This window comes from Desulfonauticus sp. (genome assembly GCF_055126295.1).
Map to the genome: position 1 here is coordinate 1 of NZ_JBSRHE010000011.1, position 24,375 is coordinate 24,375.

23 protein-coding genes, 1 tRNA gene and 1 CRISPR repeat array are annotated in these 24,375 nt (G+C 32.2%); of the genes, 9 read left to right on the forward strand and 15 right to left on the reverse strand.

All coding sequences use genetic code 11. From position 1 onward, the window contains the following. Positions 1-63: 63 nt before the first annotated feature. A CRISPR array of direct repeats spans positions 64-903; the repeat unit is 36 nt; unit sequence CTGATTTGATCTCTGATGCCGAAAGGCGTTGAGCAC. A 145-nt stretch (positions 904-1,048) separates the two neighbouring features. Continuing rightward, positions 1,049-1,525: a chemotaxis protein CheX gene (locus ACTCIM_RS07650; RefSeq protein WP_464279790.1), complete on the forward strand. Its 477-nt coding sequence runs from the start codon at positions 1,049-1,051 to the stop codon at positions 1,523-1,525. A 31-nt stretch (positions 1,526-1,556) separates the two neighbouring features. Here ACTCIM_RS07650 and ACTCIM_RS07655 read toward each other — a convergent pair whose 3' ends face one another. Both ACTCIM_RS07655 and ACTCIM_RS07660 read right to left on the reverse strand, forming a co-directional pair. After that, positions 1,557-2,252, reverse strand: coding sequence for a metal-dependent hydrolase (locus ACTCIM_RS07655; protein ID WP_472314850.1), 696 nt, complete (start codon positions 2,250-2,252; stop codon positions 1,557-1,559). Between the two features lie 3 nt (positions 2,253-2,255). Next, positions 2,256-2,837 carry a UbiX family flavin prenyltransferase gene (locus ACTCIM_RS07660; RefSeq protein ID WP_472314851.1) on the reverse strand — a complete coding sequence of 194 codons (582 nt, stop codon included), beginning with the start codon at positions 2,835-2,837 and terminating at the stop codon, positions 2,256-2,258. A 78-nt stretch (positions 2,838-2,915) separates the two neighbouring features. On the opposite strand from ACTCIM_RS07660, the gene ACTCIM_RS07665 reads away from it, so the two are divergent. Continuing rightward, a tRNA-Arg gene (locus tag ACTCIM_RS07665) sits at positions 2,916-2,992 on the forward strand. Between the two features lie 5 nt (positions 2,993-2,997). Here the strand turns inward: ACTCIM_RS07665 and ACTCIM_RS07670 are convergent. Both ACTCIM_RS07670 and xerD read right to left on the reverse strand, forming a co-directional pair. After that, the gene (locus ACTCIM_RS07670) at positions 2,998-5,649 is read right to left on the reverse strand and encodes a CBS domain-containing protein (RefSeq protein ID WP_472314853.1); all 2,652 of its coding nucleotides are present in this window, start codon (positions 5,647-5,649) and stop codon (positions 2,998-3,000) included. A gap of 1 nt (position 5,650) precedes the next feature. Further along, a complete protein-coding gene (gene xerD / locus ACTCIM_RS07675) occupies positions 5,651-6,532 on the reverse strand; it encodes a site-specific tyrosine recombinase XerD (RefSeq protein ID WP_472314854.1) in 882 nt (293 codons plus the stop codon). 10 nt (positions 6,533-6,542) lie between these two features. On the opposite strand from xerD, the gene folK reads away from it, so the two are divergent. From folK to ACTCIM_RS07695, 4 genes are all read left to right on the forward strand, one after another. Beyond that, positions 6,543-7,079: a 2-amino-4-hydroxy-6-hydroxymethyldihydropteridine diphosphokinase gene (gene folK / locus ACTCIM_RS07680; RefSeq protein ID WP_472314856.1), complete on the forward strand. Its 537-nt coding sequence runs from the start codon at positions 6,543-6,545 to the stop codon at positions 7,077-7,079. 34 nt (positions 7,080-7,113) lie between these two features. After that, complete coding sequence (locus tag ACTCIM_RS07685) at positions 7,114-7,377, forward strand: transcriptional regulator (RefSeq protein WP_472314857.1); 264 nt, start codon at positions 7,114-7,116, stop codon at positions 7,375-7,377. 664 nt (positions 7,378-8,041) lie between these two features. After that, positions 8,042-9,511 carry a cyclic nucleotide-binding domain-containing protein gene (locus ACTCIM_RS07690; RefSeq protein WP_472314859.1) on the forward strand — a complete coding sequence of 490 codons (1,470 nt, stop codon included), beginning with the start codon at positions 8,042-8,044 and terminating at the stop codon, positions 9,509-9,511. Positions 9,512-9,525: 14 nt separating this feature from the next. Next, positions 9,526-11,463, forward strand: coding sequence for a tetratricopeptide repeat protein (locus ACTCIM_RS07695; protein ID WP_472314860.1), 1,938 nt, complete (start codon positions 9,526-9,528; stop codon positions 11,461-11,463). 8 nt (positions 11,464-11,471) lie between these two features. Here the strand turns inward: ACTCIM_RS07695 and ade are convergent, their stop codons facing one another. Further along, positions 11,472-13,184, reverse strand: coding sequence for an adenine deaminase (ade, locus tag ACTCIM_RS07700; protein WP_472314862.1), 1,713 nt, complete (start codon positions 13,182-13,184; stop codon positions 11,472-11,474). Positions 13,185-13,212: 28 nt separating this feature from the next. Between ade and ACTCIM_RS07705 the strand changes: the two genes are divergently transcribed. Next, positions 13,213-13,449: a hypothetical protein gene (locus ACTCIM_RS07705; protein WP_029969405.1), complete on the forward strand. Its 237-nt coding sequence runs from the start codon at positions 13,213-13,215 to the stop codon at positions 13,447-13,449. Here ACTCIM_RS07705 and ACTCIM_RS07710 read toward each other — a convergent pair. Next, complete coding sequence (locus ACTCIM_RS07710) at positions 13,446-14,312, reverse strand: lysophospholipid acyltransferase family protein (protein ID WP_472314863.1); 867 nt, start codon at positions 14,310-14,312, stop codon at positions 13,446-13,448. The two genes, ACTCIM_RS07705 and ACTCIM_RS07710, sit on opposite strands and share 4 nt — an antisense overlap. Continuing rightward, positions 14,300-14,923, reverse strand: a complete 624-nt coding sequence (locus ACTCIM_RS07715) for a lysophospholipid acyltransferase family protein (protein ID WP_464279800.1) — start codon at positions 14,921-14,923, stop codon at positions 14,300-14,302. The genes ACTCIM_RS07710 and ACTCIM_RS07715 overlap by 13 nt, the downstream gene beginning before the upstream one ends. A 30-nt stretch (positions 14,924-14,953) precedes the next feature. Between ACTCIM_RS07715 and yedF the strand changes: the two genes are divergently transcribed. Further along, a complete protein-coding gene (gene yedF / locus ACTCIM_RS07720; protein WP_029969399.1) occupies positions 14,954-15,544 on the forward strand; it encodes a sulfurtransferase-like selenium metabolism protein YedF in 591 nt (196 codons plus the stop codon). Further along, positions 15,541-16,371, forward strand: coding sequence for a menaquinone biosynthesis protein (locus tag ACTCIM_RS07725; RefSeq protein ID WP_464279801.1), 831 nt, complete (start codon positions 15,541-15,543; stop codon positions 16,369-16,371). The genes yedF and ACTCIM_RS07725 overlap by 4 nt, the downstream gene beginning before the upstream one ends. Here the strand turns inward: ACTCIM_RS07725 and ACTCIM_RS07730 are convergent. The 8 genes from ACTCIM_RS07730 to ACTCIM_RS07765 form a co-directional block, all read right to left on the reverse strand. Next, the gene (locus ACTCIM_RS07730; RefSeq protein ID WP_472314864.1) at positions 16,368-17,021 is read right to left on the reverse strand and encodes a potassium channel family protein; all 654 of its coding nucleotides are present in this window, start codon (positions 17,019-17,021) and stop codon (positions 16,368-16,370) included. The two genes, ACTCIM_RS07725 and ACTCIM_RS07730, sit on opposite strands and share 4 nt — an antisense overlap. 11 nt (positions 17,022-17,032) lie before the next feature. Then, positions 17,033-18,382 (reverse strand): TrkH family potassium uptake protein, encoded by a 1,350-nt coding sequence (locus ACTCIM_RS07735; RefSeq protein ID WP_472314865.1) that lies wholly within the window; start codon positions 18,380-18,382, stop codon positions 17,033-17,035. Positions 18,383-18,524: 142 nt separating this feature from the next. Next, the gene (rpsT, locus tag ACTCIM_RS07740) at positions 18,525-18,788 is read right to left on the reverse strand and encodes a 30S ribosomal protein S20 (RefSeq protein ID WP_029969391.1); all 264 of its coding nucleotides are present in this window, start codon (positions 18,786-18,788) and stop codon (positions 18,525-18,527) included. 74 nt (positions 18,789-18,862) lie between these two features. Next, positions 18,863-20,947 (reverse strand): glycine--tRNA ligase subunit beta, encoded by a 2,085-nt coding sequence (gene glyS / locus ACTCIM_RS07745; RefSeq protein WP_472314866.1) that lies wholly within the window; start codon positions 20,945-20,947, stop codon positions 18,863-18,865. Between the two features lie 9 nt (positions 20,948-20,956). Then, positions 20,957-21,826 carry a glycine--tRNA ligase subunit alpha gene (gene glyQ, locus ACTCIM_RS07750; RefSeq protein WP_464279803.1) on the reverse strand — a complete coding sequence of 290 codons (870 nt, stop codon included), beginning with the start codon at positions 21,824-21,826 and terminating at the stop codon, positions 20,957-20,959. 18 nt (positions 21,827-21,844) lie between these two features. Beyond that, positions 21,845-22,555, reverse strand: a complete 711-nt coding sequence (recO, locus tag ACTCIM_RS07755; protein ID WP_464279804.1) for a DNA repair protein RecO — start codon at positions 22,553-22,555, stop codon at positions 21,845-21,847. A gap of 9 nt (positions 22,556-22,564) precedes the next feature. Next, positions 22,565-23,425: a helix-turn-helix domain-containing protein gene (locus ACTCIM_RS07760; protein ID WP_029969381.1), complete on the reverse strand. Its 861-nt coding sequence runs from the start codon at positions 23,423-23,425 to the stop codon at positions 22,565-22,567. 17 nt (positions 23,426-23,442) lie between these two features. Further along, positions 23,443-24,375, reverse strand: a complete 933-nt coding sequence (locus ACTCIM_RS07765) for a peptidyl-prolyl cis-trans isomerase (protein ID WP_472314868.1) — start codon at positions 24,373-24,375, stop codon at positions 23,443-23,445.

The following is a 24,375-nucleotide window of genomic DNA, read 5'->3' on the forward strand; positions in this document are numbered from 1 at the left end:
ATCTCTGATGCCGAAAGGCGTTGAGCACCCAGTGTAGCACTTCTAGGCACAAAACTGAGGCAACTGATTTGATCTCTGATGCCGAAAGGCGTTGAGCACATACAGAGGGGCTTGTATTCCAGGACTTTTATGAACTGATTTGATCTCTGATGCCGAAAGGCGTTGAGCACTTATAACAGATAAAGATAGTTTGGTGTATTCTTTACTGATTTGATCTCTGATGCCGAAAGGCGTTGAGCACTTAAGTCAGAAGGTTTGTGTAAAAGATGGTTTTACTGATTTGATCTCTGATGCCGAAAGGCGTTGAGCACTGGAGAGGTTCAAGTTTAACTTTAATAGAAGTTCGGCTGATTTGATCTCTGATGCCGAAAGGCGTTGAGCACTTCTTAGTGGCTATATTCAGCAGAACAAATATTCCTGATTTGATCTCTGATGCCGAAAGGCGTTGAGCACCAAGTGGGTATGCTGTGCCAGCCTCGGACAGTGCAGCTGATTTGATCTCTGATGCCGAAAGGCTGATCTCTGATGCCGAAAGGCGTTGAGCACTCGTTGCGATCCACCTCAACAGTGGCCTCCCAATCTGATTTGATCTCTGATGCCGAAAGGCGTTGAGCACGCAAAGGCAAAAGATTACGCAAAGGATATGGGCGCTGATTTGATCTCTGATGCCGAAAGGCGTTGAGCACAAGTTGGTAAAACTTATGTTCACAATGGGGATATATCTGATTTGATCTCTGATGCCGAAAGGCGTTGAGCACTTGAAAAATTGAAAGAAATTAACAGGTGGTGTTTACTGATTTGATCTCTGATGCCGAAAGGCGTTGAGCACCTTACTACAATAACAAATCAACTTCTTTAAACTATCTACTGATTTGATCTCTGATGCCGAAAGGCGTTGAGCATCCGAAACTTTTTATACCCAATTGGACCATTTGAAATTCTAAATTTCTAGTTAAAATAAATAAATTGCCCTCCCAAAAATAAACTAGATTTTTGACCTCCTTTTTATTATGAGAGTCTGGTCTTAGCAGTAAATAGGGAGTTAAGTATGGAAGAGAAAATCAAACAGGTAGTTAAAAAGGTAGTAGACGCAGTAAGTAATGTCTTTTCTACCATGGCTATGGTAGAAGTTAAGCCTGGAAAACCCTATGTAAAAAAGGATACTACTTCTTCCGGGGACGTGAGTGGAATAATTGGTTTTTCCAGCCCAGATGGTAAGTCCAAGGGAAGTATGTCTGTAACTTTTACTGAGCAGAGTGTTTTAGGTATTGTTAGTCAGATGCTGGGAGAAGAATTTTCCACTATAAGCAAGGATGTAGTAGATGCAGTAGGAGAGTTTACCAACATGATTTCTGGCCAGGCCAGAAGGGGAATGGATGAAATAGGTATGACCTTTGAAGCAGGCATTCCTTCTGTGGTGACTGGAAAAAATCATTCCATTAGCCATGTTTCCAGTAAGGCTATTTTGGTCATACCCTTTGAAAGTGCTTTTGGTCCAGTAATTGTAGAAATTTGTTTTGCTTAAAAAAAGCCCCTTTTAAAAGGGGCTTTTACTTTTAATCTAAAATTACTTCTTCTTCTATTTTGGCCTCTACTAAAGCAGTAGAGGGAGCATATTCATTTAAAAATCGCTTAAAATTATCAATATTTTGCTCCAGTACAGGAAAAGAGCCCCAGTGCATAGGAATTACTTTTTTACACTTAAGTAATTTACAGGCATAGGCAGCTTGTTTGGGGTCCATGGTAAAAACTCCTCCTATGGGAAGTAAGGCCAGGTCCAAAGAATAGAGCTCTCCCCACACTTCCATGGATTTAAAAATACCAGTGTCACCTGCATGATAAAGGGTGTAACCATTTTCTAAGCTTAAAATAAAGCCTACAGGTAAAGTATTGCTTCCAGAATGAAAGGCTTGAGTCATAGTAATTTTTATCCCTTTAAACTCTACTGTACCTCCAATATTAAAACCTATGCCATTTAAAATTTGTTCTGGTTTTACTCCCTTTTGTTGACATTTTTCAGCTACTTCTACAATAGCTCCTAAAGAGGCGTTAAAGTGTTTACAGATTTCCACTGCCTGCCCCAAATGGTCTGCATGGTCGTGCGTAACCAAGACCAAATCTACCTTTTTTAAATCTTTAAAACTGATTTTAGCACTGGGATTACCGTCAAACCAGGGGTCAATTAAAATGTTTAAGTTAGGGGTTATAATTTCAAAATTTGCGTGTCCATGCCAGATAAGTTTATTGCTCATACCTTAAACCTCCTTTTTAGTTTCTCCCCATGGAAGAAAAAGTTTATGTTCTATTCCCAATTGATCCAGAATTCTTCCTACAATTTGGTTGATTAAATCCTCTAAGTGTTGGGGTTGATGATAAAAGCCAGGGCAGGGTGGTAAAATGATTGCTCCAGCCCTTTTTAATTTCAACATATTTTCTAAGTGAATGGTATTTAAAGGCGTTTCCCTGGGCACCAGAATCAGGGTGCGCTTTTCTTTTAAACATACATCCGCAGCCCTATGAATAAGGTTGTGCCCAACTCCATTGGCAATGGCTCCCAAGGTAGCCATGGTGCAAGGGACAACAACCAATCCTGCGTGCTTCCAGGACCCGCTAGCCATGGGAGCAGTAAATTCCTTTTCTCCATAAATGTTTAAAGAAGAGGGAAGTCTTTTTGACCAATTAGGGACCTCTAAATCCAGGACCTGTTTTCCCACTTCAGAGATAATAGCATGTACTTCTATTTCCTTATCTCTTAGGAAAAGTTCTTCCAGGAGCCTGATACCATAAATAACCCCACTGGCTCCAGTGATAGCAACAATAATTCTTTTTTTCAGCATGTTTATTAGCCTAAGGGATTCTTTAAACCTTGACAAGAGCTTTTCTTAAGTCCATAGAAAACTGTCTTTGGGTTGGGTGGGCAATTAGCTCAGGTGGATAGAGCGTCAGCCTCCGGAGCTGAAGGCCGCAGGTTCGAATCCTGCATTGCCCACCATTTTTTTACTTCCAGGTAGCTATAATTTCTTTAGCCAATTTTAATTGACTTTCTCTATCTTTGGCTTTGCCTTCAAGAAAAGCCTTTTTAATCTTTTGAAAAATAAAATTAAATTTAGGTCCTGGTTTTAAGCCAAGATTTATTAAGTCTTTTCCTGAGATAAAAAGTTTTAGTTTTCTATATTGGGAAATATATAAGGAGATGTTTTCTCTTATCTTTTCATCTTTTAAGATAGCTAATAGATAAATTATACCTTCCAAAGGAATATCTTCTAATAAAAAATAAATTTCACTTAGTTTTAAGAATTTTTCTCTACTTCTAATTATATTTATATAGGAATTTTTTGATTTTTCTCTTATTTCAAAAAATACTCTGGTCTCTTTTTTAGATAATTTTAACCTATTTATAACCAATTTACAATCTTCATAATTTAGATCTGACAATAAAGCTAAAAGATATAATATATCTTTTCTAACCTTTTCTTTTAAATAGAGTAGAGTGTACCAGTGTAGCACCTTTTCTATCTCTTCAATTATTTTTATATTTTTTAGGTTTAAATCCAATTTAGGATGAATAGCAGTAAGTATCTCTAACTCCTTTAATCTTTTTAAACATTGAACTACTTTTTCTTCTTGAAAAATAAGTTTTAATTCGTGTAAGATTCTAGTCCCTGATAACTTATCAAATATTTTTATTTTTAAGGCGCTTTTTATTAATTTTTCTGTTTGTTTACCTATTCTAAAGTTGAATCTTTGTTCAAAGCGAATAGCTCTTAAAATCCTGGTAGGGTCTTCAACAAAACTTAAAGAATGGATAACTCGAATAGTTTTTTCCTTTAAATCTCTTTGTCCTCCAAAAAAATCAATGAGCTTTCCAAAATTTTCTGGATTAAGATGAATGGCCAGGGTATTGATGGTAAAGTCTCTTCTAAAGAGGTCCATTTTTAAAGAAGAAAGTTCTACAATGGGCAAGGCAGCAGGATATTCATAATATTCCAGCCTGGCCGTAGCTACATCTATTTTCTGTTCATTATTTAAAATAATGACAGCAGTTTTAAACTTTTTATGGCTTCTAACCCTTCCTCCAATAATCTGGGCAAAATGCTGGGCAAAAGCTATTCCATCCCCTTCCACCACAAAATCTAAATCTTTTACAGGAACATTTAATAAAAGGTCTCTAACCACACCTCCTACTAGATATACCTGGAAGTTGAGTTGTTTGGCCACCTTGCCAGCTAGCATTACCAACTCTAAACTCTTTTTATCCAGCTTTTCTTTTAACAGTCGCTGGATATTTTTTTCTTTGGGATGGTTATTTAAAAGGTTTTCCGGAAGTTTTAAGGGCTCTTGTACCAGAAAGTTGATTAAATCTGTTCTAGTAAAAACCCCAACAACTTCTTTATTTTTATCTACCACAGGAACTAATCTCTGTCTTTGGCGTAAAATAATGTCTATAACTGTGTATAAAGAGGTTTCCTTATCTACACAAGATATATCTTTTTGCATATAGTCTTCTAAATTTAACTCTCCCAATCCATGTAAAATTGCCTTTTCAGCTATCTGATGTTCAAGTATTCCTATACATTCATTTTTTTCATTAACTACAGGAATGGCTTTTAATCCCAGTTTAGTCATAAGTTCAGCAGCTTGTCTTAAATTTTTTCTGTTTTCTATAACAATAGCTGGAGAAGTCATTAATTTTTTTACTTTTAACTCGCTATTTATAATTGAAAATAAAATGGCTAAAAGTTCTTCTTTTACTTGATTTAAAGTTCTATCTTTTATTGAAGCTGAGGCTGCATAGGTATGACCTCCTCCACCAAAATAGGAGCATACTTTACCTACATTTACCTCTGGAATTCTACTTCTGGCAACTAAGTGGATTCTATCATTCATTCTTGCTATGGCAAAAACTACTTTTAGATTTTCAATTTCCATGAATTTATGAACTATAAAAGCAAAATCACCTAAGTATTCATCTAAAGATATGTAAGTTATAGTTATGTCAATAGAGTTTATATTTTTAGTAAATGAGTTTTTAATAAGGGTATTTAATATCTCTATCTGAGAAGAAGTGAAATCTCTATTAATAAACTCTGCAATAACATTTAAGTCCATTCCTTTGCTTTTAAGCCAGGCAGCAGCTAAAAAGTCATGCTCTGTAGTGGAGTTAAAAGTAAAGGAGCCAGTATCTTCGTAAATGCCCAAACCCAATAAAGTAGCTTCATCTGGAGTTATGTCCATATTTTGCTTTTTCAAAATATCTATAATTATAGTGGTGGTAGAGCCCCATTTTTTATATATAATTTTATCTGCAGATAAATCATCTTCTGTGTCTGGGTGATGGTCGTAAATGTGGATGGATATATTTTTATTTTTTAATATTTTGTGTATATGAGGTACTCTAGAGTACTGTTTGGTATCAACCAAAATAACTTTTTTTACTTTTTCAATATCTACATCATTAGAATGTTTGAAGTTATACAAATAGCTTGTAGATTCGAGAAAAAAATCTTTTATGTTTTTTTCTTGACTTCCAGGAAAAATTAAAACTCCTTCGGGATAGAGTTTTTTAGCAGCCACCATAGATGCTATGGCATCAAAATCAGCATTGGCATGGCAAGTGATTATTGTTTCAGCTACTATTTTTTTATCCACTTTAACTGTTCCTTAGATGTAATTTTTCGTAAATACTTTTTATTCGGTTGGAATTTACATGGGTATAGATTTCTGTAGCTGTAATGTCAGAGTGTCCAAGTAAGATTTGCACAGTACGCAAATCAGCTCCACCTTCTAATAAATGGGTAGCAAAGGAATGTCTTAATACATGGGGAGATATGTCTTTAATTATATTAGCTTGCTGAGCATATTTTTTAATAATTTTCCAGATTCCTTGTCTGGTCAATCTCTTACCACTTCTATTTAAAAAAATGTAATCTTCTTTGGGTTTAAAGAGTTTTCGCTTTTCCTGAAGATAGGTATTTAGTAATTCTTGAGCCTTGGAATAAAGAGGGACCAATCTTTCTTTTGAGCCCTTACCAAAAATTTTTAAAATTCCCTGCATAGGATCAAAGTCAAGGGGTTTAAGGTTTATAAGCTCAGAAACCCTAAGGCCTGCAGCGTACATTATTTCTAACATGGTTTTATCTCTAAATCCAAGTAAAGTAGAGGGGTTAGGGGCCTGGAGTATTTGTTGTACTTCTTTTAGAGATAGAATTTTGGGAAGTGATTTGGGAATTTTGGGATTTTCCAAAGAAGAAGTGGGGTTGTTTTTAACCACTTGTTTTTCTTCTAAAAAATTAAAAAACCCCCTTAAAGTAGATAAATGTCTGGCTATGCTTTTACTTTTTAAACCTTTTTGCCGAAGATAAAGCAGGTATAAAAAAAGAGAATCTTCTTCTGCAAAGCCTTGCTTATTTTTTTTTAAAAAAAATAAAAAATCTTCTAAATCCAAACGGTAGGAGTCCACTGTTTGTTTGGACAGTCCCTTTACGGCCAAAAGATAATGTAAAAATTCCTCTAAATAAACTTTTAAGTCCATTGGAAAATCCTTGCCCTTATTGAAGTTAAGCTATAAACTCAGTTTCATGTGTGCTAGTTATGAAGCTGTGTATCTTAGTCTGGGTAGTAATTTAGGTGATTTAATCCACAACTTAAAACTTGCTCGTAATAACCTCAATTCTTTACCCTACTTAATAGAAGCTCAAACTTCTTCCATTTATTATACAGAGCCTCAAGAAAAAAAAGACCAGCCCTGGTTTGCCAATCAAATAATCAAATTTTACTCTCTTTCCAGTGTAAAGCCAATATTTTTTTTAAACCAACTTTTAGCTATAGAAAAACAGATGGGAAGAAAACGAATGGAAAGGTATGGTCCAAGGATAATTGATATTGATATTTTAATCTGGGAGGGTAAAAAAATTAACTCCCCGAAATTAACCATACCTCATCCCCAAATGCTCAAAAGGGCTTTTGTCTTAATTCCCTTAAAAGAGATAGCACCTCAACTTAAAATCAATAACCAAAGCATCCATACCTATCTCAACAAACTAAGTTATAGGTTAATTGGAGATAAAATTTACCAATAAAAAATTAAAGTAAAAGTTTAACTAAGGAGGAAAAATGTTTAAAATTCTTTTAACTATTGCAGCTATTTATATTTTATTCAAACTCATTAGTAATGATAGAAAAAAGAAAAAAGCCCAGGAAAAAGCAGCAGCAGGACAACCTTCGCAAATAAGTGATGAAATGGTAAAAGACCCTATTTGCGGGGCTTATGTGCCTAAAAACAGTGATATCCGGGTGAAAGTAGGGGAGAAGGTTGAATGTTTTTGTAGCTATGATTGTAGGGATCAGTATTTAAAACAATTAAAGGGAAAGGAATAATTTTTCAAATCAGCTTTTAATTTTCATATTATTTTCTTTTTTTTCAGTTTTTTTTTCAGTCTTCCCAATTTTTCCTTGTATAAAAAGTAAGGGCTTAACCAGCAACAAGTTAAGCCCTGGTCCTAAACTTAGCCTCTAGCTTGTTTAGGAGTGGCTTTTTGATTTTGTATTTTAAGGTTCGGTTTTAATTTTCTAAAACTGAAAAGCCATCTGTTTTTCCTTTAAGTTATCTAGAGGATTGAAAAGAATCACAACATAAAAATATTTCAAAAATACTTCTTCCTTGTCAAACCCCTTTATTCATCAGACAAATACCCAATGAGGTCTCATGAGGCCTCACGGTTTTTCTTACTAAAAATTTTATTATATTTAAAATATTCAAACTGTTAAGAACAATTATTTAACTAAAATATAAAAAAATTATATAATATCTTTAAATAATTTTTATTTTTTAGAAGATTTAATTCCTCAAATAATACCCCGCAAATATCCCTCAATCAATTATCTTATATTTCAGGCGGTTATTTTGATATAAATTTTTGTCTCATAATGTAAATTATGTAAACTTTAATAAAAATAAGCTGCCAAAGAAAAGGAATTTTATCTGAAAAGGTAAACTTGTCTTGACGCTTAGTTTTCTTTGAGTTTAAAGACAAATCTCAGGATGAAGGAATTTTTAAAAGGTATAAATATTTCTTTTTCTAAATCAGGTGAACTTTTAATTTTAAGTTTCCTTATTTATCTGGTTCTAAGCCTGATTTGGAGACTTATTTTTAGATCTCGCCAACAAGGCAATACCTTTTCCTTTTTAAAATGGCTTTTGTTTCTTCTTGTTTTTAACCTTATTTTAGGAATAAATAATCTAAAGGCCATTTTTCAAAATAAAGTTGCCCTTACCCTTAATCTCATTTCTTTATGGATGCTTTTAAAACATTTTCTAAAAGGATTTTATCAAAATTATTACTTACCTAAAATAAAAAATAAAAATATCAACTTTATATATTTTGACTTAATAATTATATCTACTTTTATTATATTTTTTATAATTTTTTTACGTGAAGTACTCAATATAAATCTATCTTCTATCTTAACTTCTTCTGCTATTATCACTGGTGTTGTTGGACTATCCATGCAAGATACTATTGGCAGTTTAATTTCTGGGCTTTTAATTCAAATAGAAAAACCATTTAGTATTGGTGAATGGATTAAAGTAAATAATTTAGAAGGTAGGGTTGTAGAGATAAACTGGAGATATACTAAGATACAAACTATAAACTTTGATTATATTTTCATTCCCAACAATAGTATCTCTAGAGATACTCTAATAAACTATAGTAGACCTATCTCTAGAATATATAGATATATAGATGTGGGAATAAATTTTTCTATTTCACCTGTCAGGATAAAAAGCACAATTTTAGAAATCTTAAAACAAATCCCGGAAATAGCTAAAAATCCCCTGCCCAGAGTGCTTTTAATAGATTATGATAATTTTAGAATGATCTATAGAATAGGTTATTATATAGATCGTTTTGAAAAACATCGGCAGATTCAAGATAAAATCCTTTCTTCTCTCTGGTATGCTTTTAAACAAAAAAATATTTCTTTTCCCTTACCTAAACAAAACCTTATTTTTGATAGAAAAAAAGAAAAAACTTATCCTCTTGATTCTAAAATAATAAATATTCTTACTTCCTCTACCCTATTTAACAATTTTTCCAGCCAGGAAATAGAAAATTTACTTTTGCTTTCTGATCAAAGAACTTATCCACAGAATACTTTTATTTTTCAACAAGGAGATAGAAGTACTGAACTTTATTTTATTCTTAAAGGAAAAGTAGAAATAAAAACTGATAAAAAGCAAACTATTGCTGTTTTAGGGCAAGGGGATTTTTTTGGAGAAATGGCCTTACTAACTGAAGAGCCCAGAAGTGCTGATGTTTTGGCTGTAGAAGATACTCTCTGCCTGGTAATTGATAAAGAATGCTTTTCTACTTTATTAGCACACAATTTTAATTTTGTTCAAAACATAAAAAAGGTCTTTGAAGAGAGAAAAATTGATTTAGAAAAATACAAACCAAAACATCAAGCTAAAGATACTTTATGGACTATTTTTAGCAAGATATTTAAATAAAAGGAGATTTCTGAGTGAAACAAAAAATATTTTTGTTTTTAATTATTTTCTCTATTATTAGTAATCTGGTCTTGGCTTCAACTGTAAAAACAAAAAAGTCTGATTTTTCTGTCTGGCTTTATGAAGTTGGAGCTTATGATTTATTTTTGGATTCTTTAGATAATAAAGATTTAAACAACGAAAATTATTTCATATATTATTTAAACTCCTTATTTAAGGTAAAAGAATATGAAAAGATAAAAGAAGAAATTGCAACCAATCAAAATATTATTGAAAAATTTTCACCTGAAAATAAAGCCTATATATATTTAACTCTGGCTAGGGTTTTAAGAACACAAAATAATTATTTAGATTCCATTAATACCTATCTTAAGTTAATAAAAATTCTTCCTTTAAAAGAAGCGATAAAAATATTATCAACAGAAAAAAATTTAGAAGTATTATTTGAAGTAGTATTGCTAGATACTTTATGGAAATCAAATTTAGATAAGGATAAAGAAAAAGATTTTTTTCATCTTCTTGAGTTTGGATTGAAAATATGGCCTAAAAATTATCTGTTTAAAGAATTGCAAGAAGCTAGTACTAATAATAAAGCCTACGCTACTCAAGATATAAGTAAAAATGATGAATTAATGGTCATAAACTATATTTTAGCAAATTACTTAGGATTTAATGAATTAGAAAAACATTTTTTAAATAACATAGAGAATAATAAATTAAGAACTTTTTTAAGGGAAAGTTTTAATCTGGAAGAAACAAAGCAGGTATCTACGAATTTATTTAGCAATATTTTTTCCCAGGATTTAAATACCTTTAATACCCAAAAACTAGATTATTTTGATAATGAAAATTTAAATATATTTATTAAAGAACTTAAAACTAAAAATTTAACTGAAGGACTGGAATTTATAAAAAAACAATTGGAATCTTTCTTTTTAAATGAAAAAATTAAGATTAATCTCTATGAAATATATTTTTGTTATCTTATTTTTAATTCAAGATTTAATGAAGCAGCTCAAATATATACAACTTACTTTAAAGATAAAAACAACTTAAAACTTGACAGCATAGCTTTTAAACTAGATTTAATTAGCGATTTAAAATTAACCAATTATAATAAATATTCTCCTTATTTTATTATTTATTTGTTAAAGATAATGAACTATCCTCTTTCCAATTTAACCTATCCCTGGGCAGAACAATTTTTACCCTTTGAGCCTATTGGTTTTTATAAACAATTAGCAGCAAAAAAATCTCTTGATTTTTCCACCAGTTATCATTTTTCCTTTCTTTTTCCCAAAAGTTATTTGGGGCAAAAATCTTTTTTGTTCTTAGCCAAAAAAGTGCATTCTGAAAAAAATAATTCACTTGCCTGGAAGTATTTACAACAAATCGATCCTGATAAACTGGACTGGAATTCAAAAGTGGAGTTATTAAAAGCCAAAGCAGGTTTACTCATGGAGCTTAATCAAACTGAAGAGGCCTTAAGTACCTATTTAAAACTTTTATCCTTTGCTCCAAATCAGCTTTCAGTGGAAAAAAAATTAAAACTTGGATTACTGGCCCAAAGACTAAACAAGCTTTCTTTAGCAGAAAATATCTTTATAAATCTTTTGGCCCAAAAAGAATCTCTTACTACTTCCTTGCAAGCTGAAACCCTGTTTTGGTTGGCAGAAACCTATCAAATGCAGGGTTTGGAACAGGAAGCTTTAAAGAAATATCTGGAGCTAGCTTATAGTTACCCAGAAGAAAATATTTGGGCAGTTACAGCTCTTTATCGAGCTGGGCAATTGTGTGAAAAGAATAAAAACTATTCTTTGGCTAAAACTCTTTATTCTCTAGTGTTAAAACAAGCAGAGCGTAAGAGTCAAAAAGAAGCAGCTAAGGAACGACTCAAATTTTTAGAAGATAAGATAAGTTCTCCAGACAATAATATCCTGTTTCTTTTTTAATCGCCTGCTTATGAGTTAAAAAGAGAAGTAAAAGAAAACTTTTCTCCGTCAAAAAGTCCTTTATCTGTTATTTTTAGTTTAGGAATAACAGGCAAGGCTAAAAAAGAAAGATACATAAAAGCTAAGCTACCTAACCTACTTATCTTTTTTACTTCAACATCTATTTCTCTTATTTTTTTTACTACCTCTTCTGCTCTATCTAAACTCATAAGGCCAGCTAAAGGTAAGGCTAGATAGGCACAAACTTTTTGATTGACCACTACCGCCAGTCCCCCTCCCTGCTCTCTTAAAAAATTAGTAGCAACAACCATATCTTTATCATCTACCCCAGCTACAATTAAATTGTGAGAGTCATGGGCAACAGTGCTGGCTAAACTTCCCTTTTCCAGTTGTAATCCTTGCACAAAACCCAGACCAATATTTCCTGTATTTTTGTGTCTTTCTATGACTGCTATCTTTACTATATCTCTAGTTATATCAGAAACCACCCTATCATCAATTATTGTAGGTAATACCTCCTTACTATTGGTAATTATTTGATTGGGTATAATTTCAATTATTCTTATTTTATCTCCTTTTTTGGGAATATGAAAATCTTTTTCTGTTATTGGAGAAAAGTTTAATTTTTTAATCGGAAAATCTATTTTTTTATCAAATTTATGTTTCTCTAGAGATTTTCCTTTTAAAAATACCTTTTCTATTTCTAATTCCTGTAAGTCATTTACTACCACCAGGTTGGCTTTATACCCAGGCGCAATTGCTCCATATTTATTCAGCTTAAAATAACTGGCAGGATTTATGGTAACAAGTTTGATAGCTTTAACGGGATCTATTCCCAGTTGAATACATTTTTTTAAGTTATAATTTAAATGTCCATGATAATATAATTCATCTGCATGTCTATCATCAGTAACTAAAGAGATGCGTTCAGAATTAGTTTTTATAAGAGGCATTAAGCTTTCCAGGTTTTTTTCTGAACTTCCTTCTCGGATAAAAATGTGCATTCCTTTACCTAATTTTTCTTTAGCTTCCTCCAATAAGCTACACTCATGATCGCTTTTAGCTCCAGCCAAGATATAAGCATTTAATAATTTTCCAGAGAGTAAGGGAGCATGTCCATCAACCGCTAAATGTCTTTTTTGGGCTAGTTCAATTTTTTTTAACAGTTCCAAATCTCCTAAGTAAGCTCCTGGATAATTCATGACCTCGGCTAAGCCTAAAAAACGGTGCGCATGGTGAGAAAACAAGTAGTCTATATCTTCAGAGGTAAGTACTGCGCCAGAAGTTTCAAAATTACTGGCTGGAACGCAAGAAGGGGCCATAAAAAATATATCTACAGGCAAATCTTCTGTCAGTTGTAAAAAGAGTTCAATCCCTTTTCTACCCAGGACATTGGCTATTTCATGTGGATCGCACACCACACAACAGGTTCCCCACCTGGCCACCACTTTTGCAAACTCTGCAGGATTTAAAAAAGTTGATTCTATATGGATATGACTTTCCAGAAAGCCAGGAAGTAAGTATCTTCCTTCTAAATTTAAGACTTCTTTGGCTTTGTAGCCTTTTCCTAAACCAACGATAGTATCCTTATAGATAACTACGTCCTCTAAGTAAATTTCCTCTGTAAAAACATTGACTATTTTAGCCTTACTTAAAATAAGATCAGCTTCCCTTTCTCCTCTTGCCACCTCTAAAAATTTACCATATTCTTTTAACTGCATAACTTACTCCCCTTTAAGGAGGATTTAAATGAAATATATTATTTTTGAAGATTTTTCTGGAAAACCTACTCCTATTATTTTCCCGGAAAAAATTAATTACCTCGAGTTAAGAGAACAAATTCCCTATAGCAAAGTTCTTTCTGCTGGTAAAATACTTTTTAAAGAGGGTAAATTTGTTTGCTTTGATAAAGCCAAGGAACTGGGGGTTGCTGCTCAAGCTGAAGATGCCCAATTAATAGCCTCTTTGTTTTCAGAAGAAAGCTAGGGTCTGGTTTTCCATCTTCGATGGAGCCAGTACCACTGTTCTGGAAAGGAATATACCTTTTTCTCCACTGCTTGAGTATAAAAAGAGGCAATATCTTTTACTTTATCTTTTAAAGTTCCTTGAAGATTTTGAGTATCCAGAGGATTTTCTAAGTAAAACTCAAATCCTTCTCTATTTCTAACTAAAAAAGTAGGCCAGACCAAAGCTCTGGTTCGCAAAGCAATTAAAGCAGGTCCCATATTTACTGCAGCAATTTCATTTAAGAAAGGTAAAAAAATTGCTTCTTTTCTTAAACAATTGTGATCTACTAAAAAAGCAGCAAGCCCTCCTCTTTTCAATTGAGGAAAGATTTTATGAGTTACCAATCTATGTCCTACAATTTCAATATTTTTACTTTCTCTTAACTCGCCAATTAGATTAGCTAAAAATTTATTTTTGGAAAACTTTACCACTATTTGAGATTTTTTTTCTGGTAAATAATATCTGAGCACCTTTAACAATAGTTCCCAGGATCCTAAATGACCTGTTACTACTACTGCAGGACGCTTTGATTTACTTATTTTTTCTAAGTTTTCCTCATTTTTGATTTTTACTTTTTCTTTTATAAATCTATAATCTACATTTTCTAGCATTAAGGATTCAAAATAGGAGATTCCCGTATGGATAAAACTTTTTTTAGCTATACTTAAGGCTTTATTATAGTTAAAATTTAAATGCTTAATAATGGATTCTATAGCGTATTTTCTTCTTGAAGAAAGTAAGTTCCAGAGCAAAATTCCTATTTTTTCCCCATAAATTTGATAAGAGTCCGTACTTATTTTTTTAGCTATGTATTTTATAAAATTTACACTTAGGTTTTCCATATCTTATTTTCCATGTATTCTTCTAACTCTTTTTTATAATTTGAAATATCTTTATCAGACAAAGAACTTATCCAAAAGGGTTTTCCATATTTCACAATACAAGAACTAAAAGGAAGTGGCAATTCAAATTTATCCCAGGAATTAAAAGTATATTTTAAAGAACACCTTGTTCTTACAGGTATTATGGGTAATTTTAATTTATAAGCTAAATAAAATATTCCTTCTTTTATCTTATGTCTAGGACCTCTCGGTCCATCTACAGTCAAGACTATATCATTGGGATTTTTTTTAAACTCCTTTAGTAAAGACACTAAAGCTTTTACTCCAGTTTTACTACTGGAGCCTCGAGCTAATAAAAAACCAAATTTTTTCAACACCCTGGCAATAAGCTCTCCATCTCTACTTGGACTGGCCAGGGCAATGATATTTTGTTTCTGATGGAGATAGATAAGGGGGAAAATTTCCCCATGCCAAATGGAAAATAATACTTTTTGCCCTTGTTTTTTTAGGGAAAGGTAATTATCATACTCTACTCGTTGATAGCGAAGGCTCTTCCCCCAGACTTTGACCAGAGGGGGTAAAAGGGAAGTTATTAGGTCTAGTTTATTCATATTATTATCTCATAAAAACAGGAGTAAGTTATGGAGATAAAAACCATTGAATGTCAAGGCTTACCTTGTCCTAAACCAGTGCTTAAAGTAAAAGAGTTTTTGAATCAAAGCCAGGAAAAGGAATTTATAGTAATAGTGGACAATAAAGCAGCTCAGGAAAACGTTTCTCGTTTTTTAGCCCAGCAAGGATATGAAGTAATTGATACAACTGTTCAGGATAATGAAATTAAATTAAGAGTAAAACAAGCAAAAGAAAGCAAGAATGTTTTAGATGTATCCCAAAATACAGATAATACTTTGATTTTTATAACCAAGAATAGATTGGGAGAAGGTAGTGAAGAATTGGGAAAGGGACTGATAAAAAATTTTATCTCCACTTTAAAGGAAATGAGCAATCTATGGCGTATAGTTATGGTAAATAGTGGAGTAAAATTAGCTACAAAAGATAGTCCAGTTCTTTCTCAACTAAAGGAATTAGAAGAAAAAGGAGTTTCAATTTTAGTTTGTGGAACATGTTTAAACTATTATAACTTATTGGAAGAAAAAGAAGTTGGTGATACCACTAATATGTTAGATATTATCACTAGTTTAGAAATAGCAGATAAGGTTATTACTATATGAATACTATTAATATTGGCCAGATATCTTATCTTAATGTCTGGCCTTTTTTTTATTTTTTAAAAAAAGAAAATCATCCTTATCATATTAATTTTATAGAAGATCATCCAGCTAAATTAAATGATCTACTCTTAAAACAAGAGATAGATCTGGCTCCAGCCTCTTCTTTTGAATACTTATTACACAGTGAAGAGTATTTTTTACTTCCGGACTTAAGTATCAGCGCCCTGGAAAAAGTTAAAAGCGTACTTTTTTGTTCTCCTGTGCCTTTGGATAATTTGTCAGAATACTTAAATAAAAATCAAAAAACAGTATTGTTAACTTCAGCTTCTGCTAGTTCCATAAATTTATTAAAAATTTTATGGAATTTTTATTGGCAATTACCAGAAGTAGATTTTAGATTTAAAGAACCTGGGAAAGATTGGCAAGGAGATTGTCCTTTTTTAGAAATAGGAGATCTGGCTTTTGAATTGTACTTACACTCTCCTAAAAATTTATTTATCTATGACTTGGCCCAGGAATGGCACTCTTTTACTGGCTTGCCTTTTATTTTTGCCCTCTGGATAGTGAGTAAAAGGGCTTTAGAAAAATTAGAAACCATTCTTGACTTAAAGGAAAAGCTTATCTCTTATAAACAAAAAATAAAAAAGAATTATTTAGAGTTAAGTAAAAAAATAAATTCTAGATTTTCTACTCAAGAAATAGCTAATTATTGGCAGACTATGGATTACGATTTAACTGCTGAGCATAAAGCAAGTATTTTACTTTATGCTCACTATCTTTGGAAATTAAATTTAATACCAGGGATACCTGGTTTAAAATTTATTTAGGGTTTCAATTTTTCAAAATTTTCTTCTTTTCCTACAATAGCTAAAACATCTCCCTTTTTAAGCTTTTGATCAGCTCTAGGGACAAAGGTATATTCTTTTCCACCTTTATGTTTTATAGCAATAACCTGTAGGCCATACTGATTGGTTAAATCCAAATCTCTAAGAGTTTTTCCTTCCCAGTTTTCAATAACTATTTCCTTAAGTAAAATAGCCTTGCCCATGGGTAAGTAGTCAATCAGCCCGGGTACTACTAGACTTCTAGCCAGTTGCTCTGCAGCAAAGCGTTCAGGGAAAATGACATGGTCTACCCCTATTTTTAGTAATAACTTTTCATGGTCATCACTAATGGCTTTACACCAGATATCAGGCGCTCCCAATTCTTTTAAGTATAAAGCGATTAAAATACTTGCTTCCATAGAATGACCAACACTAATAATAACATGATTGAGTTCAGCAAATCCAAGTTGAGCAAGAGCGTCTTTATCTGTTGCATCAGCCTCATAGGCTTGAGTTAATACATCTTGAGCACGTTTGATACGTTCTGGTCGATTGTCCAGACCTACGACATTATGCCCCAGTCCTACCAGGGCTTTGGCTAAATAAAAACCAAACTTTCCCAATCCAATAACACCTATTTCAAACTTGGCCACTTATTTTCCTCCTAACCTATGAGTAAACTATTTTCTGGCCATTTAAACCTCTCCTGGGTTTGCCAGCTTTGCAAAAGAGTTAAAAACAAAATAGGACCTAACCTACCTATAAACATAAGTAAAATGATTATACTTTTTCCAAAAGGAGTTAAATTAGGCGTAAGTCCGGTGGAGAGTCCTACAGTACCAAAAGCTGAAACCACTTCAAAGAGAATTTCTATAAACCTTCCCTTACTTAAGTGATGGGGCATATCTCCCCCTTCAGTGGCAAGTAAAATAGCAGTAGCTAAAAAAACAATAGATAAAGCAAAAATAATTAAGGTTAAAGCCTTATTTAAACTTTTTTCTTCCAGGGCGTATTTGCCAATTACACATTGTTTTCTGCCAATAAGATTAGACCAACCAAAAGCAATTAAAGTACGAAAAGTCGTGGTTTTAATACCCCCAGCACAAGATCCAGGAGAACCACCAATAAACATAAGAAAAATCATAATAAATAAAGATAAATTGGTCATTTTACTGATATCAACGCTATTAAATCCAGCGGTTCTACACGTAATGGATTGAAAAATAGAGCTAATTATTCCTTTCGTAAAATCAAAATTAGAGTCTGAGTGGGCAAAGAACTCAGCTATAAAAATTAGAATTGAACCAACTACTATTAACCAAAATGTTGTTTCTAAGACTGTATTAGTATGCCAGCTTAGCTTATCTTTTTTTAAATTTACTTTTTTTATTCTCTTTTCGTATAGTTCTAAAATTACAGCAAAACCCAATCCACCCAAAATAATTAAAATCATAAACACTAAATTTATAGGTATATTGGAACTATATTCCATCAAACTAGAAGAAAATAAAGAAAATCCAGCATTACAAAAAGCAGAAATTGAATGAAATAAGGCAGAAAAAGGAGTAAACTTTGTAGGTTCTAAAAGATACAAAATAAAAGCCCCACTAAATTCAATAGCTAAAGTAAAATTTAACATTTTTATTAAAAAAGAGCCTAAGTGGAAAGTGGGATCGTGTAAGAGAGACTGTCCTACAGCAATTCTATCAGTAATAGAAATTTTTTTTCTCCAGAGATAAAATACCAAACTGGTATAACTCATAATACCTAAACCGCCAAGCTGGATAAGTACCAGAATAATACTTTGACCAATGGGAGAAAAAAAAGACCCTGTATCCACTACAATTAGACCTGTTACACAGGTAGCAGAGGTAGCTGTAAATAAAGCATCCAGCCAGGATATGGATGTACCCTTTAGGCTAAAGGGCTGATGAAGTAAGACTGTACCCAGCAAAATGGTTAAGGCAAAGAAGTAAACAGGTAAGGCAAAGGGAGAAAAAAACTTTTTTTTCATCTTTAATTTCAATATTTTTAGATGGGCTGGTTTAATCTTCTGTTGCTAATTCTTAACCTTTTCTACAGTTAAAAGCAAATAAAAAAGCCTATCCTTATTTTGCTTAAGGATAGGCTTAAAAACAATTTATTAAAATTTGAGCTTAGCCCAAGCTATTCACTAATTTGCGTAGCTTAGAAACCTTGCGAGCAGCATTCTTCCAATGAAGAACCCCTTTTTTGGCAGCTTTATCAATTACAGAAGTTGCAGTGCGTAAGATCTGCTCTGCCTGCTCTTTGTTATTTTCAGCAACAACTAAGCGAACTTCTTTTATAACATTTTTTACCCTAGTCTTCACAGCCTTGTTTCTAGCTCTTCTTTTAAGACTCTGTCTGTGCCTCTTGATTGCAGACTTGTGATTAGCCAAGTTTACACCCTCCTTAAATTTTCTCTAGTTTTATTAAATTTTTATTAACCTTTTTTGCTGGCTTAACCAATAAATTATACCTGCAGGGCTGCAAAATCAGCCACAACCCTCAGCCTATTAGTAAGATATTGCAAAAGGGTCAAGCGATTTTTTCGTAGATTTTCGTCTTCTACCATTACCATAACCTTATCAAAAAAACTATCAATAAAAGGTTTAATTTCTAACAATAAACCAAAGATATACTTATAATTTTCCTTACTTAAAGCCTCGTCTAAGTCAGTCCCTATGGTTTTGATTTTGGAAAATAGTTCTTTTTCCTCTTTTTCCTGTAAAAATTCTTCTTTTATTTCAGAGAAGAATTCATCTGTACCTGCCTGTTTTTGAATGATGTTGGCCACTCTTTTAAAGGTAAGCACTGCTGGTTCAAAATATTCTTCCTGGGAAAATTCTTTTAAGGCCTCAAGTCGTAAAAAAGCATTATAAATATCATCAAAACCAGCACCTAAGGTAGCTTCTACTATTCTGGTGGCATAGCCCTTATCCTGCCAGAAATATTTTAACCTTTGCCCTAGAAATTCTTCCAAGGAAGCAAAAAGTTCTTTTTGGGAAACTTTGAACTTTATGCCTTGCTCCTGATATTGTCTATAGACTTCTTCCATTAACTCTGTAAGAGAAATCCTTAACTGAAAATGTAAAATCAACTGGATTATTCCCAGAGCTGCCCTTCTAAGTCCATAGGGGTCAGAGGCACCTGTAGGTATAATCTTTAATCCAAAACATCCTACCAAATTATCCATTTTGTCTATAAGGCTTAAAAGGGCTCCGCCTTTACTTGAAGGTAGTCCTTTTTGTCCTTTGGGTAGGTAATGTTCATAAATGGATGTTGCTACAAATTCCTTTTCTCCTTTTTTACGAGCATATATACCTCCCATAATGCCTTCTAATTCAGGAAACTCCCCTACCATTTCTGAAACCAAATCACATTTGCATAAAAGGGCTGCTCTTTTCAAATCTTCTTTATTTTCAGGGATAAGCTTTTCTCCTATCCAGCTAGCTAACCTTTCCAATCTTTTAACTTTATCTCCCATATACCCCAATGGTTCTAAGAAGGTAACTTTATTTAATTTTTCTAGCCAAATAGAAAAAGAACTCTTTAAATCTACCTGCCAAAAAAACTTGGCATCTTCTAATCTGGCTTTGAGAACCCTTTCCCAGCCCTTTTGTACTATGGATAGATTTTTAGGTTCCAGGTTTATTACTGTCAAAAAATAAGGTAATAATTTCCCTTTTTTATCTTTTACTCCAAAGCTTTTTTGATGGGTTTCCATACTGGTTAATAGTACTTCTTCAGGTAAGTCCAAAAACTTATCTTCAAATTTTCCCAAGACAGGTTTGGGATATTCAGTTAAAAAACTCACCTCTTCCAGTAAGCTATCTTTCCAGACAATAGAGCCACCTACCTGAGCAGCCAATTTGTTGGCTTGCTCTTGGATAATTTTAACTCGTTCCTGAGCATCAAAAATTACTTTTCCCTGTTGTTGTAAGATTTCTTTAAATTTTCTGGAGCTTTCCACTGTAAAAGGTCCACTGCCCATTACCCTGTGTCCAAAAGTAAGGTTACTACTTTGTAAATCTGCTAACTCAAAAGAAATTATTTCCTTTTCTAATAGGGCCAACAACCAGCGAATAGGACGGCCAAAGGTAAAACTGTCTGCCCAGCGCATTTTTTTAGGAAAAGAAAGGGAAGAGATAATTTGAGGACAGATCTGGCTTAAAATTTGAGAGGTCTTTTCTCCCCCTGTTTCTTTTTTTACAGCAATATATTTACCTCTGGGCGTATCCACTTCATACAAATCTTCAGGTCTAACTCCTTGAGACTTTGCAAAACCTTCTCCAGCTTTGGTTAGCCCTCCTTCTGTGGTTTTGGCAATTTTTAGAGGAGGACCAATAATTTCCACCACTTCCTTGTCTTGAACAAGGGCTAAATCCTCAATTTCTACAATTATACGTCTGGGAGAAGCATAAGACTGTACAGAAGAGAAATTTATCTTTTTTTCTTTTAAATTTTTATTAAACAAATCTATTATTTCCTGCTGTAATGAATTTAAAAAACGAGCAGGCATTTCTTCTATTCCAATTTCTAAAATAAAATGAGCCATTATAACCTCCTACTTATTTAACAAAGGATAACCCAAATCTTCTCTTTGTTTGGCATATAATCTAGCTATTTTAGAAGCAAGTTTTCTTACTCTAGCAATAAAGGTAGTTCTTTCTGTAATAGAAATAGCTCCTCTGGCTTCTAAAAGGTTAAACAAATGGGAACATTTTAAGCAATAATCATAAGCTGGCCAAAGTAAATTATTCTCACATAAATTCAAACACTCTTTTTCACAGGCATCAAAAAAACTAAAAAGCATATCTACATTACTGTATTCAAAATTGTAGCGAGAATGTTCTATCTCTCCCTGTAAATGTACATCGCCATAAGTAACTTTATCATTCCATTTAAGCTCATATACCGACTCTTTTTCTTGTAAATACATGGATATTCTTTCCAGGCCATAGGTGATTTCTACACTAATTGGATCTAAATCTATTCCTCCTACCTGCTGAAAATAGGTAAACTGGGTTATTTCCATACCGTCTAACCATACCTCCCAGCCTAACCCCCAGGCTCCTAAAGTGGGAGATTCCCAGTCATCTTCTACAAAACGAATGTCATGTTCGCTGGGATCTATTCCTAAAGCTTTGAGGCTGTTTAAATATAAATCTATCACATCTTTGGGAGAGGGTTTTAAAATAACCTGAAATTGATAATAATGTTGTAGTCTGTTGGGATTTTCACCATAGCGACCATCAGTAGGTCTTCTAGAAGGCTCCACATAAGCTACTCTCCAGGGTTCTGGACCTATAACACGTAAAAAAGTAGCTGGATTAAATGTACCTGCTCCAACTTCCACATCATAGGGTTGTTGAATTAAACACCCTGTATCAGACCAGTATTTTTGTAAAGTCAAAATAACTTTCTGAAAATTCATACTAACTCTCCTACTAAGTTAAATTGCTAGTTGTAAATGATATTGGGAAAAATTATTTACTATTTCATAACAGGTATGTTTTAAATTTACATCTAAATTCCACTTTATCCAGTCTTTAGGAGTAGAAAAAGCTATAGTTTTAAGTGTTTTTAAGGTTGCAATGGGCACTCTAATAAAATTATCTTTTTTACAATACATACAAAAAAATCCACCATCTTTAAAAGAAAAAAAAGTCTCTTTTTCCCACATAATATTTCTTTTGCATTTAAGACAACTATCAAAGAGAGGCAAATAGCCAAGATTAAATATTAAACAAGTTTTGAAAAGTAAAGGAAAAAAACTTATATCTTCTGTTTCTTCAATAGAATATAAAAAATCTTTTAAAAACAGATATACTTGCTTAAACTCTTCTTGAGAAATTCTTATTTTTTCTAAAAAATTTAAACTATTAACAACAACCCCTATTTTTTTTTTATCTTGTTTAATTAAAGAAAAATTTTCTATTAAGCTAGCTTCTTGTAATATATAATACCCTTTTTTTTTGTTTTCTATTTTACCACAAAGTATATTTAAAATATCCAAGCAACCACAAAATCTACGTTTGCTTTTCAATCCTCCAAAAGCAAAGTATGTCTGCAAACCTTTATTAGGTGAAAATACTTTTAACCATAAATCATATTCTCTAAACTTTCCCTTTTTTAAAATAATAAAATTTTCTATATAATCCATAAAGTGGTGCTATTCAGCAGTAAATTTTAAAGTTTTAACTTGCCCTGCTTCTGCCTCTAAGGGATACTCTTTCCCATCCAAGATTAATTTTACTCCACCAGCATTACCTAATTTTACTTCTAAAAAGGAATTATAATTTAAAACTATCTTTTCACCTGGATATAAAAATACTTCTCTGTTTTCATCATCCACTTTTGCCAATACCCAGCATTTGTCTGTAGAAATTATCTCTAAAGAATGTTTGGGAGAAATAAGAGAACTATTATTATCTTCTAATTTAGGAAGTACAATAGAAGAATTAACTGAAGTATTATTTTTATTTTGAGCTATAATATTTTTTTCTTCTTTTTCATTATTATCTTTATTATCTTCCCTTTTTAATTCTTGTATGGAATTATTTTTGCTAACAATATTACTTCCTTTAACTACATTAGTGTTTTGACTCAAAGTTTCTTGTTGTGATAAAGATGATTGTTCTATTTCTTTATCTGAACTATTCTTTATCAAACTTTTTATTCCCAATACTAAAATGAATAATAAAATTAAAACAATAATTGCTATTAGCCAAAAATTTTTACGTTCCTGTTTTACTGTAGTGGGCAGACTATCAATATCTTCTATTTTATTATTTAGTTCATAAATAGAGGCATACTCCTCACCTATTTTTTTCCAATCTAGGCCTAAAAATCTGGCATAGGACTGGATAAAGCTTTTTGTATATACAGGGTGAGGTAAAATATTTTCATTTCCTTCTTCTATAGCCTTTAAAATATAAATACTTACTTTAATATTATCATGGATATCCTTTAAGTCCAAATTTTTACTTTGTCTTGCTTCTTGTAGTATTTGACCTATTTCTTTTAAAGTCATATCCCCAAGCCTTCCTGTTAAAGGTTTACTTCTATTACAGCCTTTTTCCTAAGGTCATTTATAAAAGAAGAATATATTTCTTCAAATTTCTTTTCATATATTTTTTCTCTAATCTCTGCTTTTACTTTTTCTAAACTTTTAGTACTTCCGCTTTTTTTACTTACTAACTGTAAAATAATCCACTTTTTATTAAAATAAAAAGGTCTACTTATTTCTCCCTCTTTTAAATTAACTACAAATTCTTTCCAGTCCTCGTTTAAGTTGCTCCAAGCTACTTCTCCCAGATCTCCTCCTTCAGTTATGTTTGGACCAACAGAATATTTTTGCACAGCTTCAAGAAAAGAGATTTGATTATTTAAAATCTTTTCATATACTTCTTTAGCCTCTTTTTCTGTAGCAGATACTAAAGCTCTTAAATGTACTGTTTCTTCTTCTTTATACTTATTTTTATGCTTATTATAGTAGTCTTCTATTTCTTTGTCAGTAACAACTACTTTTCTTTTAACCATAGCTCCCAAAACTCTATGTTTTAGCATATTAAATTCTACTTTTTTATAAAATTGCTCATAGGTAATACCTTCTTTTTTAAGTTCCTTTTTAAATTCTTCCATGGATAATCCACTTTTTTTTCTCAACTCGTTAATATAATTTTCTACTTCTAGTTTAGAAATTTCTATTTCATACTTAGATGCAAATTTTTTTATTAAAATGTCGTTAATCATATCATTCAAAATTTTCTTCTTTAACTCATAAATAGCTATTTTATCTTTATCTGTTAGCTGCTTGCCTTTAAAATTTTCTAAAAAAGGCTTAATCCTATTATTTAAATCAAATAAAGTTATTATTTCTCCATCCACAGTTGCTACTATCCTATCAACTGTCTCCATAGCAAAAGAATAAGAAGAGAAAATTGTAAAGATTAACAGGCACAGAACAAACTGTTTTTTCAT